The following is a 13,725-nucleotide window of genomic DNA, read 5'->3' on the forward strand; positions in this document are numbered from 1 at the left end:
ACACCACTTTTTTAGACTATTCTGGGCAAAAAAAAAAAATCCTGCTTATAATCTGCAAGATTCTAAAAAAATCCATTAAATGGAGACCTAAGTCCCATGTTTTTAATACTGGTACCTTGTTAGTTCCGTATCAACCCAAACCGTTCCAACACCGGCGCGGCATTAAGCCTGACAAAAAAGCTGCGGAAAGTCTGCTGTCCTCTAAAGATAGGTATGCGCTCCAACGCATACGGATTGCTTTCAGCGCCTGCCTGACCAAAACGGATAGTAAAAGCCGCCTTATAGCCTGCTTGTTTCACCATTTCCTCCACCTGCGAATTATATGCGCCGGTGGGATAGGCAAAATATCTGACCTTGCTGCCTAATTGCCGCTCAATTTCCTGGCGCGAACTTAGCAGTTCTTCCAGAGCCTGCTCACGGGAAAGCGCAGTAAGCGCCTTATGTGATACGGTATGGGAGCCAAAAACAAAGCCGTCGCGCTGCATCTCCCGCACTTGCTCCCAGGTCAGATAGCGTTCATCATGTCCCACCAAATTGGTAATCAGAAAGATTGTTGCCGTAAAACCGTATTTTTTCATAATCGGATACGCGTTGGTATAATTATCCAGATAACCATCATCAAAGGTAATTAGAACCGGCTTTTCCGGCAATGCCTTGCCATGGTTGAGATAAGCCATCAATTCGTCCGGCGTAATGGTGGTAAAACCGTTACGGGACAGATAGTCCATTTGCTCCTCAAAATCCTGGGGCGAAATAGACAGCGCATGGTGCAGCGTATCAATTTTATGATAATTTAAGATAGGAACATCATCAAGCGCCGCACCTATGTCGCGATTACGATTGTGTCCGGCTACCACAGCCGTGGTACTAATTGTGGATGATGCCAGCAGCAATAAAAAAATAAGTCCCATAATCATAAAACATCCCTGACGCCGGCTAAAACGAACCACCGTATTTCCTCCCTCTGTTAAACCACTTCACTATTTTTCCGTCTCTTTTTATTACGCCAAGCCAGCAAGGTTCCGCTCCATATTAGGATAATAGCACTGACTATCTGGGCCAAACGCCAGTCTCCCAGCATTTCACTGTCAAGCCGGAACTCCTCAATAACCAAGCGGCCCAGCGAGTATAAAATCAAATACAGCAAAAGCAGGCTGCCAGATGCCAGTGTGCTTGGTTTTTTAATTGTTAGCCGGCTTACTGCAATAAGTAAGATAAATATAGCTAAGCCCCAACCGGATTCATATAAAAAAGTAGGATGAAAAAAATCGAATTGCTCATACCCCGGTGGACGGTATATGTAATCAATATAGATACCCCAGGCTGCGTCTGTCGGATAACCGAAGGCATCCTGGTTGATAAAATTCCCCCATTGGCCAATAGCCTGGGCAAAAGCGAGCCCTGGTACAACGATATCGGCCCAGCGCCAAAAAGAAATTCTGTTGATTAACGAATATAGCCAAATCGTTAAAACAATACCAATTAACGCACCGTGGATGGCTAGGCCGCCATGCCATAGCTGCAAAATTTCCCGGGGATTGCCGGCATATAACTGCCAGTTTACAACAACATAATACAATCTGGCGGAAAATATTCCTATAGGTATGCTATACAGGGTTAAGTCCAGTAAAGTATCCACATTTTCACGGCGTAAACGAACCTGATACCAGCTTATGGCACATGCTGCCAGAATGGCGGTGGCTAAAATAAGCCCAAACCAGCTAAAATGAATGGTGCCTATTGAAAAAGCAATTTTTCCCATGGAAGCTCCTAATACTGATTAAATTTCGTGGAAAGCGTAAAAAACACATAAAAAAATATCGATAATACGATACTAATACAGTAGTGCGGCCAAGCACCGGTAGTGAACAATGCTAAGCCCTTATCAGTTGTCATGCACCATCACGCTGCTACTAAATTCATAATAAAGTCATGACAAGCATTAGTCAAGTGTGATATAATTAATTATGTTACCAACATATTCCATTTAACTGTAATTTAAGGAGGCTGTTACAATGACTATCACTAAAGACATGAGCATCGTTGATGTTGTTCAACAATATCCGCAGACTGTTCAGGTATTCCGCAACTATGGCATGGGTTGCCTGGGTTGCGCTGCTGCCCGCTTCGAGAATATCGAACAGGGCGCTGCTGCCCACGGCATTGACGTAACTGCGCTGATTGACGATTTAAACAAAGCTGTAAATGCATAATTATAAAAACAGGGCAATATGGCCCTGTTTTTATTTCTCCTTTTTCTCCTGCCGGCAGCTGACAACAGCAAGACCAACTGCCGCTTCATAATCCAGCGCCAGTTCCGTATTGCCAATCCTGAGAACATAGACCGGTGATGTCTGTACCATCTCAATCTCTACCCCGGGCAACAAACCAAACACGGTAAGTTTGCGCAAAGTCCTGACATCTTGCCCGGTTATTGCCACAATCCTGGCTTTTTCACCGGCTTTGAGTGCAGTTACAGACTGTTCTGTCATAGCATCCCTCACCTTTAGTTTCAACATGTTATTATTCTGTATATTCCGCTTTGCCAACACACTACCCGCCTGCAAAGCCTTAACGCATTATATATCCCTGCCGTGTTTGCACAAACTCTTTACTATATCCGAATAGGCAACAGGTTAAGAATATGATGCACCACCGCAGCCGAACCAAAGGCAATTATAATGATCAGCAGCACCATAGCTATAGCCCCGAATAGGCCGCGTTCCTTAACCATAACGGCAAATTGAGCGACACAGGGGACAAATAGGGTTATCGCTATGGCGGCAATTACCAATTGAGAATCGGTCAGTTTGCCCTGAGCCGCCAGGTCATACAACCCGGCGGCACCATAGTCACGACGAAAAAATCCCAATAAGAATGCCTGAGCTGTTGCCGGCGGCAAGCCGACAAATACCATCACAGGCTCAACCCATGTAATTACTGTATGTAAAACCCCGCTGTGATGACCAGCCCACAGCACCATGCTTGTTACAATAAATACCGGCAATATCTCCATTAAATACCATACCATTCTGCTATAGGCCTTTTTTATAACATTACTGACCAGCGGCAGCCTAAGCGGTGGCAGCTCCATATAAAAAGCGCTGCGACTTCCCGGCACAATTTTGGCACTCAACCAACCGACAGCAATAAAAACAATCAGCATATATACACTCCAGATCGTAACGGCAGCAGTATTATGCGATAACAGTGCCAGTACTACCCCTAGTTGAGCCGAACAGGGTATGGCCAGCGACAGCAGGAAGGTAGCCAGCAGCCGTTCGCGTTTACTTTCAAGAGTGCGGGTAACCATTACCGCCATCGTGCCACAGCCTAATCCCAAAGTCAGCGGGATGACAGCCCTGCCATTTAAGCCAAAATACCGGAAGACGGCATCCACCAACATTGCCAGTCTTGGCAAATAGCCGGTATCTTCCAATACCGCAAACATCAGAAAAAATGTCCCGACAATGGGTAAAATAATTGCCAATGCATAGCGAAATCCCATGGTAAAAATGCCGTATTCCCCTACCAGCAGCCCTTGTGCCCACTCCCACGGAATACTGCTGCCAACAAGCTGCTCGGCTATCGGGTTAATCAGCGGTATAAATACGCTATTGTTAAGATAATCGACAAGATAACCGGCACCAAACTTCCCAACAAATTGATATAAGCCAAAGTAAAGTACCAGGCAAAGGATAGGAATCCCGCTTACCGGTTGTCTGGTTATTTTGCCCAGCCAGCCTGCCAGCCTTTCTGTCGGCCGGCGTTTAAAACTCGCCTGCTTAACCACCTTACTGATAATCTTATCGGTAACCTCCTGCCGCAATGCCGCCGCGCTAGCCTCAAGGCTGCCTTTTTTTTGCCCTGACAGCTGCTTGATGGTATCGGCGATTTCCGGCCAGGCTGCCTCCGACCGGGCAATATCTGACATCATAGTATCACCCTGCAGTAACAAGAGCGCAGTTATCCGCTTACTAAAACCATATGGCCGGGTTAATCTGCTGCTAATACTGGCAATTGCCTGTTCAAACTCTTCGTTCAGGCTAAAAACCTTCGGCTTAGTCCGCTGATAATTGCCAACTCCTTGTTTCAGTGTTTCCAGCCCTGTCCTTTCCACAGCCGATGTAGTGATAACCGGGATTCCGAGTATTTTTTCCAATAGCAGCCTGTCAATTAACATCCCCAAATCCCGGGCTTCATCCATAATATTCAAGTTAAGGATTACAGGCAAGCCGGCATCAATAAGCTGAAGGGTCAGCGGCAGCATCCGCCGGATGTTTTTTGCATCAATAACATGAATCACAATATCTGGCACCAAATTGCCCAACAACAGTCTGGTAACCTTCTCCTCATCAGTCAGCGGAATTAGCGAATACATCCCCGGCGTATCAATGACTTCAAAGCGTCGTCTGCCGTAGTTAAAATGACCTGTTGAAATATCAACCGTAGTACCCGGGTAATTAGATACGGCAACATAACTTCCCGTCAAATAGTTGAATATTGCACTTTTACCAACATTAGGCGAACCTACCAGTACAACTTTTGCCGGTGTATTTCGCATGCCATATCCCCCGCTTATCAAAAGTACCATGTTAAATACTACTGCTAATTTCCTATGCCGGTACAGGCGTGGATATGCGTTCAGGACAAATAAAATTCCCGGCCCACAAGGGCCGGGAAACTGGAGAGCGGTTAATCATCGGATAAAAAATTATATTATTTTTTCCAGTTTGGCAACAATATTGGGTTTAGGCATATACCCTGTTATTTTTTCCAATTGTTCGCCGTCTTTAAAAACAATCATGGTCGGCAAACTCATGACACCATATTTTTGCGCCAGTGAACGGTTTTCATCAACATTAATTTTAGCAACCTTAATTTGATCTTGCATTTCTTCTGCCAGTTCATCCAGGAGCGGTGCTAATCTGGTGCAGTAGCCGCACCACGGTGCCCAGAAATCTACAAGTACCGGCTTAGCAGTGTCAAGAACTTCCTCTTGGAAATTATTTTCATTCGTATTGACTACATTTGCCATTAGACAGTCCCCCTTTTTATTATTATAAAACGGGTATGTATCCTACTTGTGGTTGCAAAGTTCAACCAGTACACAATTCTGATCAACCACATTAAGACCAATATTTGCGGCTGCCATCACTACGCTGGCAGCATTGGCACCAGGCTGCAGCCAAACATTCTTTATACCCAGCTCAGCACAATGATTCATAATTTGTTCGCCAATTTTAGGTGGCACAACGACATTTACCACCTCAGGCACAACCGGCAGGTCCTTAAGCGCCGGATAACAGGTATCACCAAGTATCTCACTTACACCGGGGTTTACCGGGTACACCCGATATCCCGCTTCTTTTAATGCTTTAAAAATCTTATAGCCAAACTTATCCTTGTTGTTAGTAGCTCCTACAACGGCCCAGGTTTTCATTTGGAGCATTGCATCAACATGGCTCATAGAGTATCCCCCTTACCGTTATTTTACGGCAATAACCCTTAAATCATTCCTCAGTAACAGTTACTTTATTCATTGTGTCACCTTGGGCAATTTGGTCAACGGTTTCCATGCCTTCAATAACCTTGCCAAATACCGTATGAACACCATCCAAATGAGGCTGAGGCTCGTATACAACAAAGAACTGACTGCCACCGGTATTGGGGCCGCGATGCGCCATTGACAATGAGCCGCGCTCATGTTTGTTAGGATTGCCTTTAGTTTCACAGGGAATGGTATAGCCAGGGCCGCCAGTACCATTGCCGCTGGGGCAACCGCCCTGGGCAACGAAACCTTTAATTACCCGGTGAAAGGTTAAGCCATCATAAAATCCTTCTTTGATTAACTTCTCGAAATTGGCTACTGTCTGGGGTGCATCTTTTTCAAATAACTCGATAATTACATTGCCTTTATCCATCTCAATAATTGCTTTTTTCAAAGTTTATCCCTCTTTTACATAGAATTATCTCAATTATATCACAGCTAGGTATACTTTGGCAAAATTGGAAACAGGTTTACAGAAAAAATAAAATACCCTTTCACAAAACGTATGCCGAAGCAGTTAGAGCATTTTTCGAAGTATCTCAATAGCAACGCCAGCCATAACCTTGTAACCGGCCTCACTGGGATGTACGCCGTCACAATGCAGCCCTGACTTTATTTCAGCATTGCTTTCGTCAACCATCGCTGAATAAAAGTCAATATAGACAGTACTATTATTGACAGCATATTGTTGAATAACTTCCCGGTATTCACCCAGCAAAGTCTCGGCATACCAGTCATTACACGGTATCGGCAGACCAATAATTGGAATAATGCCGTTTTCCACTGCCAGCTTTACCATAACTCGAATATTATCAATGGCCTGGCTAACCTCAACACCCTCGTAAGCATCATTAGTCCCGCCCATAATGATAACATGCGAAGGCTTATGCCCAAGTGCATCACGGTCAAAGCGGTTCAGCATACCAGTTGTTGTATCCCCGTTGATACCACTATTGACATGCTCAATATCAAATTCTTTAGACGCTAAGCAAAACCACGATTGCTCTGGCAAATAGGGAAAGCCATATGTAATTGAATCGCCTATGGCGACTATTTTTACTGTATTAACAGTACCCATCCTCCTTTTTCAAATTTTGTAAGACCAGCAGCAACATACTGCCCATTCTTAAAGGTAGCTTGTCCAGGAATGGCGAGAGTATGGGTTTAGGCATAAAAAAATTCTCCTTCTCACGAAGGAGTACCACTTGTTAAATAATTATGTCGGCCCACGGTACCGTGCTCTCGTATGTTCATACCCGCTTCTCAGCAGGTGGGCGTTTTCTAGTTATGTTTTTGCCTTCCACTCTTAGGAGGCTTGGCAGCTGCGTAACATCTAACTCCCCAAGTAAATGAGTCGGTTGAACATATAAGAGGTTAACGAATACCCCAGGCATTAGCGTCTTCTGTTATTATGTATCTTATCATGCCGGCGGCATTTGCTCAAGGCGGAAAATCAGGCAAAAAAGTAGGGTTTTAGCTTAATTAGCCGGCTTCATCAGGCTAATGCCATTTCACCCTTGAGCGCGCGCGGTTATTAATTATTTGACTTTTTAGTAATTCAATCCTCTGACTTTAGACTTGACGGACTACTAGCCTTATTTTTTAAAATGGCTGACACAGTTTAATAAGGTGATTGTCGGCCGGCCATCATAATATTCAATAATATTTACAGCAGTATTATCTTGTCTGATACTCCATACATGATTTAGGTGTATATCGAGGACCGCACATAAAATTGTGCCAATAGTACCGCCATGAGCCACTACGGCTACTGTTTGGTCCGGATGGTCGGCCACAATTTTTTCAATAGCGGTATATGCCCGCGCTTTGAGCTGATGAAAGGTTTCACCGCCAGGTATTTGCAATTCATCAGGTGTTGTCCACAATTTACCTAACAGTCCCGGCCAACGCACCGAAATTTCTTCATAAGTGAGGCCTTCCCAGTCGCCAAACTTTATTTCCCGCAGCTGCGGCACAGTATGTACTGTCAGGTTATGTTTAGCCGCAATATATCCGGCTGTCTTATAGGCACGAGACAGGTCACTGGCATAAACCGCCGCAACGGCTTCTTCAGCTAAGCGCTCTGCTACCGCTTGAGCTTGTTTAAGTCCGGTATCGGTTAAGGCAATATCGCTATGTCCCTGATACTTTCGTTCCAAATTCCACAGCGTCTGACCGTGGCGTACTATAATTAATTTCGTCATGGGTTCACCTCAATACCTGCTCTAAGTGTTCGAGCAGCATTTTGTTTTGCTCGGCCAATTTAACAGCCACCCGCATATAATACGGAGATAATCCCGGATAATTACTGCAATCACGAATTAAGATACCGCTTGCCGCCAGCCGCTGCCGCAGGCAGGCTGCCGAATGGCCGCTTAAGCTGGTATCTATTAATATGTAGTTGACAGATGGCCTAAACGGTTTTAAAACAGGCAAAGCTTTCAGACCTTCATACAATGCATCTTTTTCGCAGTTTATTATTCCCCGGCTTTTTTGCTGATACTCCTGATCCGCCAAAGCAGCTACACCGGCTGCCTGTGCTAACGAATTGACATTCCAGGGGTCTTTGGCAGCATGGAGTCTGGCGGTGAGTCTGGGATGAGCAAGGGCAAATCCCAATCTAAGGCCGGGAATAGCATAAAATTTAGTAAGTGAATGGAGTATTACCAGGTTATCATATTGCTTAAGCAGCGGCCGGCAAGTATATTTGCCGCCATCTATGATAAAGTCTATAAAGGATTCATCCATAACCACCATGACCTTAGCTTGTCTGGCAGCAAACAGTAACTGTTCAAGCTGGCTTACCGGCAAAAGTGTGCCGGTAGGATTGCTGGGGTTGCCGATAAATACCATATCAACCCGGCTCAGGTAATCACACAGTGATTTTACATCAAGCGCAAAATTATGTTCCGGCGACGCATACACGTATTCAACATCGGCCCCGGCCGCCCTGGCCGCCCGTTCATATTCACAGAAGGCCGGTACCGGAATAAGCACCCGTTTGGGGCGTAAGCTGTGGGCAAGCACATACAGCAGTTCAACAGCCCCGTTACCGGCAGTTATGTACGCTGCGTCGACTTGATAATAGCTGCTTATTGCTGTTTTGAGCAAGGCTGCTTCGACATCAGGATAGTGAATTACCTGGCCAACAGACTGAACTATAGCTGTTTGAACACTCGCAGGCAAACCAAGCGGATTTATATTGGCGCTATAATCCAGCACACCGTTTAAGGTTCCCCCACGCTCCCGTGCCCAGGCATACACATTGCCGCCATGAACATGATTATCCGCGTTCACTGCCATCATCTCCTGTTATGATAAGTCCGCCGGCGATCAAGCGGACAGTTTTCAGATAAGCAACTTCCGGACAGGCACGGCCCAGTTCCTTAATACAGGCATCGTGACCGGCCATAGCTCTTTCGCAGAACATAACCCCCAGCACTGTGCCGCTATGGGCAACGCAAACACCCACAGCACCGAAATCCCGGCTAATATGCAGCACCTGTTCAAGACAAGGTTTATATAATATCTTTTGATTGGCAACGGCACTCATCGTAGCTCCCTGTCCGATAAGCCGGGCATCTCCGGTTATGAGACCCTGTGCTACTAAATGAACTGCCGCTCTAATCGGCTGCTCATTGGCCTGATTTAAGCCGGCTAAATCCTCACGCTTATTAAAGGACAGCGTATCAACCTCACCACCTGCGTCAAAAACAGCAATTTTCATTGGCGGAGGGTTCCCCAGGTGGCGGCGAATCTTGCCCTGCACATGGTCAAACATAATAATTCCCGGATAAAAAATGCCGTCAGTCGGTTCAATGGCCAGAGCAATATCAGCAATTTCGTCACAAGACAGCCGTTCACCGGTGGCCGCCAGAGCTACAGCCTGACAAGCGGCGCTGATATCGGCACTGCTGGATGCCATTCCTTTGCCTACCGGCAAATCCGATTCTACTTGTATGCCAAAATCACCGGCAACAGTAAGATATTCAAGTGTTTTGTCAACAGCTGCCGCTGTTTTGGGCTCAACACCTGTCAATTTACCGGCAGGAATAATTGAGACTTCAGAATACCAGTCCACCGGGCAAGTAATCAAAAAATTGATCCCGTTTACCGTTCCCTGAACCAATTCGCCGCATGAGCCAGGTGCTTTAACTTTAATGGTCATAGAAAAGTCTGCCTTTCAGTGATTGAATCTTATTTATGCTAAATGATAAACACAAGCAAAGCCACTAACTCAGTTATCTCGGTAATAGCTCCATAGGTATCACCGGTTAAACCGCCCAGCACCTTGGCAAAATATCTTGCTGACAGTACTCCGGCCAATACGGCGCTACCGGCACTGATTGCTGCCTGCATACCAAACGGAATGATTGTTATAAGTGCGATAATACCGGCAATAACCAAAGTAGTACGGCCGGCATACTGGGCAAACGCCTTTCCCATGCCGTCAGGACGCGCATAAGGAAACGAAGTGATGCTAATAACCATAGCCATCCGGCCTGCCACCGGCATAAGAAAAAGAGCGGTAATCAGCGTGGCCGGCGCCATATCGGCAATAAGCGAATATTTTAATAATAACAGGAGGCCGAAGGCTACTACACCATTAGCTCCTACCCGGCTGTCTTTCATAATCTCCAGCATCCGCTCGCGTGAGCGGCCTGAAAATACACCGTCGGCTGTATCCATGAACCCATCGCAGTGCAAACCGCCGGTGAGTATAATTTCGGCGATAATAATGACCGCCGCCAGTACATGTGACGGCAGGAACTGGGCGAAAACATAAGCCAAACCAGCTAATAACAAGCCGATAACAACACCAATCAGTGTAAAATATTTTACACTGCGACCAAAACTGTCCGGCGACCAGTCGGTTTGCTCCACAATGCGGATACGCGTAAGAAACTGTAGTCCGGTAAAAAAATCTTTCAAGCTCTGCTTCCCTCCACCCTAAAGTAACGTGTGAGATAAAGAAAACACGGCTTGCACCGAGCCTCAACGAAGGCAGAAGCCGATGTTGCCCTTATCCAGGCGAAAGTTATACTTTCTATCAGGGCAAGAAACATGATTGGTCTGGTAGTCCATCTACATTAAAAGCCAAATCTCGCTCAGGATAAAGCAAACAATCCCTTGCAGGCAAATGCAGCTATAATAAACAGAGTGGTAACTACATACATAATTTGAATGGTTTGTTCAATATGTACAGGCCGCAGTTCATGTTTTGCCTCACCCATATAGGCCCGGAAAGAAGCCACTCCACCATAGTAATTGAGACCGCCCAGTCTTACTCCCAGCGCTCCGGCGACTCCGGCTTCCGAAAAGCCGCTATTAGGACTGGGATGTTTGACTGCATCGCGCCTGATAGCCTTCCAGGCCCCTTGGGTATCCAGCCTGAGCAGTGCGGCGGCCATAATGATCAATAACCCGGTAATTCTTGCAGGAATGTAATTAAACACATCATCAAGCCGGGCGGCAACCATGCCGAAATCCCGGTATTTTTCATTTTTATAACCGACCATGGAATCCATCGTGTTTACCGCCCGGTACAGGCAAGCAAGTGGTACACCGCCAATTATAGCATAAAATAGCGGCGAGATAATACCATCAACAATATTTTCAGCCACTGTTTCCACAGTGGCACGGGTAACTTCAGGCGTATCAAGAGCAGCCGTATCACGTCCAACGATCCAGCCTACCTTAAACCTGGCCTGTTCCATATTGCCGGAATTGAGAAACCCGGCAATCTCCCTCCCGGCTTCCGCCAGAGCGCGGGGCGATATGGCAAATGACAGCAGCACTGCGCCGGCGATGTAGCCGGCCCAGGAATGAATGGCGCTTAACGCCGCCATGATCAGCCATGCCACCCCATAGGCTGTTGTCAGCACAATAGCAACCAATATCGCCCCTGCCATGGTTTTACGCATAGCCGGATGATTGACAGCCAATAAATGCCGCTCCAGCCAGGCAATAAACGTACCAAGCATAACGACCGGGTGAAGTGATGTACGCGGGTCGCCAACCAACCGGTCAATAATAACCGCGCCTAATGCCACATACTGTTCCATGACTAGCTACCAGTGGCTTCATTCATAATACGATAGACCAAGTCCATATTCATATTCTGACGGACAACCTCTGCCAACCGGTCATAGGCGGCATTTTTCAGCGCCTGTGTATCCTTAACGACCCCCAGCGGTGCCAGGCCCTTGCGCACTCGCAGCGCATCAAGCACAGCCCGCCGATAGGCGTCATTATCGAAGATTCCGTGCATATAAGTTCCCATGACCAGTCCGTCTGCTGAAACAGCACCATCCGGCATATTTACCTGTTCACCCGAGCGGGTGGTAATACTAAAAGCATGGTCAACAGGGCTCAAAAACTGGGTGCGTCCCATGTGAATTTCGTAGCCTGTCAGGTTGCCGCCGCTAAAATTAATTCCCAAAAATTTGTGATTGTCAGCCGCCGCTGTAACTTGATGGGTTACTTTATCAGCGACAAAAACAGTAATACTGTCAATTAAACCCAAACCCATCACTTTATCCAGGTCTGATTCGGTATGGTCAGGGTCCTGCACTTCCCGTCCCAGCATCTGGTAGCCACCACAAATACCAACAACAGGTGTGCCGCTTTTTACCAGCTTGATAAGTTCCTGCTCATAACCATTATTGCGAAGGTATAACAAGTCTTCAGTAGTGTTCTTACTGCCGGGCAGAATGATAAGATCAGGCTTGCCAATGGCTTCTCCCTGCCGTACATACCTAAGCCGGACATCAGTTTCACCGGCTATGGCGTCAAAATCAGTGAAGTTCGATATTTTTGGAAGCCGCAGTACGGCAATATCCAGGTCACCGTTTTTAGCCGGCTGCCCTTTATCTTCCAGTGATACCGAGTCCTCATCATCAATACCCAGCCGGTCAAGATGGGGAATGACACCTACCACCGGTTTACCGGTCTTAGTTTCGAGGAAATCCAGTGCCGGTTTCAGCAAATTAATATCGCCCCGGAATTTATTAATAATAATGCCTTTTACCAAATCGCGCTCATCCGGCTCTAACAGTTCCAGAGTGCCGACCACAGAAGCCAGCGCCCCGCCTCTGTCGATATCAGCAATCAGCAGTACCGGCGCCGCAGCCAGTTTGGCAACACGCATATTAACAATATCGTTAGCTTTAAGATTAACTTCCGCCGGACTGCCGGCCCCTTCAATCACGATAACGTCAAAGTCATTATGCAGTTTCTCAATACACTCGGTTACAACCCCCAGTGCGGTGAGACTATAGCCGGAATGATATTCTTTTGCCGACATATTGCCGACAGACTTACCCATAACAATGACCTGTGAACAGGCATTACCGGTAGGTTTTAATAATACCGGATTCATTTCAACAGCTGGGTCCAGTCCGGCGGCCTCAGCCTGAGCTACCTGGGCCCGCCCCATTTCGCCACCTGTTTTGGTTACATAGGAATTAAGCGCCATATTTTGTGCCTTAAATGGAGTTACCCGCTGTCCATCCTGTTTAAAAATCCGGCACAAGGCCGTTGTTAAAATACTTTTGCCAACATGGGAACTTGTTCCCTGCAGCATAATTGCTTTAGCCATTATGCTCACCCTCCCCCAGACTAACGGCTATTTTTTTGAGTTCCACTGCCAGACCGCTGACCACCAGATATACTTCATCAGCAACCCCGGCTACTTTCTGATTCACCAGCCCGGCAACGTCCCGGTATTCACGGGCCAGCGCATTATCGGGCACAATGCCTGCTCCGACTTCGTTGGTAACAAATATTACCTCCGCCTGATCCTGCCTGGCGCTGGCCAGCAGTTTATCGATGGCTGTCAGTACAGCTTGCCTGCGTTCTTCCCGGTCAGCAGGCGCAGTCGGAGCCAGGAGCAAATTACTGGTATATAGTGTCAGGCAATCAAACAGCACGGCTTCGGCGCACTGAACAGCCTGAGCCATGGCTTGTTCGGCCTGGTAAGGAGCTTCAAACGTCGGCCAGCCGGCCGGCCGGCGGCTTTGATGCAGCTTTACCCGTTCCTGCATTTCCTCATCATAGATTTGGGCGGTAGCAATATATGCAACCTTCCGGCCGCCTTGCGCCGCATACCGCTCGGCAAACGTACTTTTGCCGCTGCGGGCCCCGCCGGTAACCAAAATAATGCTTGCTGCCAT

Annotated in this window: 16 protein-coding genes and 1 other RNA gene; 1 reads left to right on the plus strand and 16 read right to left on the minus strand. The window is 46.9% G+C overall.

Translation table 11 applies throughout. The features are described 5' to 3' along the window. Positions 1-119: 119 nt before the first annotated feature. Both GT1_RS01635 and lgt read right to left on the minus strand, forming a co-directional pair. A complete protein-coding gene (locus GT1_RS01635) occupies positions 120-950 on the minus strand; it encodes a polysaccharide deacetylase family protein (protein WP_223225991.1) in 831 nt (276 codons plus the stop codon). 17 nt (positions 951-967) lie between these two features. Further along, positions 968-1,762 carry a prolipoprotein diacylglyceryl transferase gene (gene lgt, locus GT1_RS01640; protein WP_188396896.1) on the minus strand — a complete coding sequence of 265 codons (795 nt, stop codon included), beginning with the start codon at positions 1,760-1,762 and terminating at the stop codon, positions 968-970. Positions 1,763-2,015: 253 nt separating this feature from the next. Between lgt and GT1_RS01645 the strand changes: the two genes are divergently transcribed. Continuing rightward, the gene (locus tag GT1_RS01645; RefSeq protein ID WP_075754880.1) at positions 2,016-2,213 is read left to right on the plus strand and encodes a DUF1858 domain-containing protein; all 198 of its coding nucleotides are present in this window, start codon (positions 2,016-2,018) and stop codon (positions 2,211-2,213) included. Positions 2,214-2,243: 30 nt separating this feature from the next. On the opposite strand, the gene GT1_RS01650 is transcribed toward GT1_RS01645, so the two are convergent. The 14 genes from GT1_RS01650 to cobU form a co-directional block, all read right to left on the minus strand. Beyond that, positions 2,244-2,492, minus strand: a complete 249-nt coding sequence (locus GT1_RS01650) for a FeoA family protein (protein WP_188397500.1) — start codon at positions 2,490-2,492, stop codon at positions 2,244-2,246. A gap of 122 nt (positions 2,493-2,614) precedes the next feature. After that, positions 2,615-4,564, minus strand: a complete 1,950-nt coding sequence (gene feoB, locus GT1_RS01655) for a ferrous iron transport protein B (protein ID WP_188397501.1) — start codon at positions 4,562-4,564, stop codon at positions 2,615-2,617. Between the two features lie 150 nt (positions 4,565-4,714). After that, positions 4,715-5,038: a thioredoxin gene (gene trxA, locus GT1_RS01660; RefSeq protein WP_188396898.1), complete on the minus strand. Its 324-nt coding sequence runs from the start codon at positions 5,036-5,038 to the stop codon at positions 4,715-4,717. A 42-nt stretch (positions 5,039-5,080) separates the two neighbouring features. Beyond that, complete coding sequence (locus GT1_RS01665) at positions 5,081-5,470, minus strand: CoA-binding protein (RefSeq protein WP_188396900.1); 390 nt, start codon at positions 5,468-5,470, stop codon at positions 5,081-5,083. A gap of 43 nt (positions 5,471-5,513) precedes the next feature. After that, positions 5,514-5,945 carry a peptidylprolyl isomerase gene (locus tag GT1_RS01670; protein WP_188396903.1) on the minus strand — a complete coding sequence of 144 codons (432 nt, stop codon included), beginning with the start codon at positions 5,943-5,945 and terminating at the stop codon, positions 5,514-5,516. Positions 5,946-6,068: 123 nt separating this feature from the next. Beyond that, positions 6,069-6,629: a GDSL-type esterase/lipase family protein gene (locus GT1_RS01675; RefSeq protein WP_188396905.1), complete on the minus strand. Its 561-nt coding sequence runs from the start codon at positions 6,627-6,629 to the stop codon at positions 6,069-6,071. 141 nt (positions 6,630-6,770) lie between these two features. Further along, positions 6,771-6,947, minus strand: a non-coding RNA gene (ssrS, locus tag GT1_RS01680) — 6S RNA. Positions 6,948-7,146: 199 nt separating this feature from the next. Continuing rightward, on the minus strand, positions 7,147-7,755 hold the full coding sequence (gene cobC / locus GT1_RS01685; RefSeq protein ID WP_188396907.1) for an alpha-ribazole phosphatase: 609 nt from the start codon (positions 7,753-7,755) through the stop codon (positions 7,147-7,149). Between the two features lie 4 nt (positions 7,756-7,759). Beyond that, complete coding sequence (gene cobD, locus GT1_RS01690; protein WP_223225992.1) at positions 7,760-8,848, minus strand: threonine-phosphate decarboxylase CobD; 1,089 nt, start codon at positions 8,846-8,848, stop codon at positions 7,760-7,762. Further along, a complete protein-coding gene (locus GT1_RS01695; protein WP_188396909.1) occupies positions 8,835-9,719 on the minus strand; it encodes a GHMP kinase in 885 nt (294 codons plus the stop codon). The genes cobD and GT1_RS01695 overlap by 14 nt, the downstream gene beginning before the upstream one ends. 38 nt (positions 9,720-9,757) lie before the next feature. Beyond that, positions 9,758-10,483 (minus strand): adenosylcobinamide-GDP ribazoletransferase, encoded by a 726-nt coding sequence (cobS, locus tag GT1_RS01700; protein ID WP_188396911.1) that lies wholly within the window; start codon positions 10,481-10,483, stop codon positions 9,758-9,760. Between the two features lie 176 nt (positions 10,484-10,659). After that, a complete protein-coding gene (gene cbiB, locus GT1_RS01705) occupies positions 10,660-11,616 on the minus strand; it encodes an adenosylcobinamide-phosphate synthase CbiB (protein ID WP_188396912.1) in 957 nt (318 codons plus the stop codon). Positions 11,617-11,618: 2 nt separating this feature from the next. After that, positions 11,619-13,151, minus strand: a complete 1,533-nt coding sequence (locus tag GT1_RS01710) for a cobyric acid synthase (RefSeq protein ID WP_188396914.1) — start codon at positions 13,149-13,151, stop codon at positions 11,619-11,621. Beyond that, positions 13,144-13,725 (minus strand): bifunctional adenosylcobinamide kinase/adenosylcobinamide-phosphate guanylyltransferase, encoded by a 582-nt coding sequence (gene cobU / locus GT1_RS01715; protein WP_188396916.1) that lies wholly within the window; start codon positions 13,723-13,725, stop codon positions 13,144-13,146. Before cobU ends, GT1_RS01710 begins: the two co-directional genes overlap by 8 nt.

The sequence above is a fragment of the Sporomusa sp. GT1 genome (genome assembly GCF_014634905.1).
Lineage (GTDB): Bacteria > Bacillota > Negativicutes > Sporomusales > Sporomusaceae > Sporomusa > Sporomusa sphaeroides.

Excerpts from the sequence above, each read along its gene's own strand:
- lgt (WP_188396896.1), bottom strand. The coding sequence starts at position 1,762 with ATGGGAAAAATTGCTTTTTCAATAGGCACCATTCATTTTAGCTGGTTT.
- GT1_RS01645 (WP_075754880.1), top strand. The coding sequence starts at position 2,016 with ATGACTATCACTAAAGACATGAGCATCGTTGATGTTGTTCAACAATAT.
- GT1_RS01650 (WP_188397500.1), bottom strand. The coding sequence starts at position 2,492 with ATGACAGAACAGTCTGTAACTGCACTCAAAGCCGGTGAAAAAGCCAGG.
- feoB (WP_188397501.1), bottom strand. The coding sequence starts at position 4,564 with ATGCGAAATACACCGGCAAAAGTTGTACTGGTAGGTTCGCCTAATGTT.
- trxA (WP_188396898.1), bottom strand. The coding sequence starts at position 5,038 with ATGGCAAATGTAGTCAATACGAATGAAAATAATTTCCAAGAGGAAGTT.
- GT1_RS01665 (WP_188396900.1), bottom strand. The coding sequence starts at position 5,470 with ATGAGCCATGTTGATGCAATGCTCCAAATGAAAACCTGGGCCGTTGTA.
- GT1_RS01675 (WP_188396905.1), bottom strand. The coding sequence starts at position 6,629 with ATGGGTACTGTTAATACAGTAAAAATAGTCGCCATAGGCGATTCAATT.
- cobC (WP_188396907.1), bottom strand. The coding sequence starts at position 7,755 with ATGACGAAATTAATTATAGTACGCCACGGTCAGACGCTGTGGAATTTG.
- GT1_RS01695 (WP_188396909.1), bottom strand. The coding sequence starts at position 9,719 with ATGACCATTAAAGTTAAAGCACCTGGCTCATGCGGCGAATTGGTTCAG.
- cbiB (WP_188396912.1), bottom strand. The coding sequence starts at position 11,616 with ATGGAACAGTATGTGGCATTAGGCGCGGTTATTATTGACCGGTTGGTT.
- GT1_RS01710 (WP_188396914.1), bottom strand. The coding sequence starts at position 13,151 with ATGGCTAAAGCAATTATGCTGCAGGGAACAAGTTCCCATGTTGGCAAA.
- cobU (WP_188396916.1), bottom strand. The coding sequence starts at position 13,725 with ATGGCAGCAAGCATTATTTTGGTTACCGGCGGGGCCCGCAGCGGCAAA.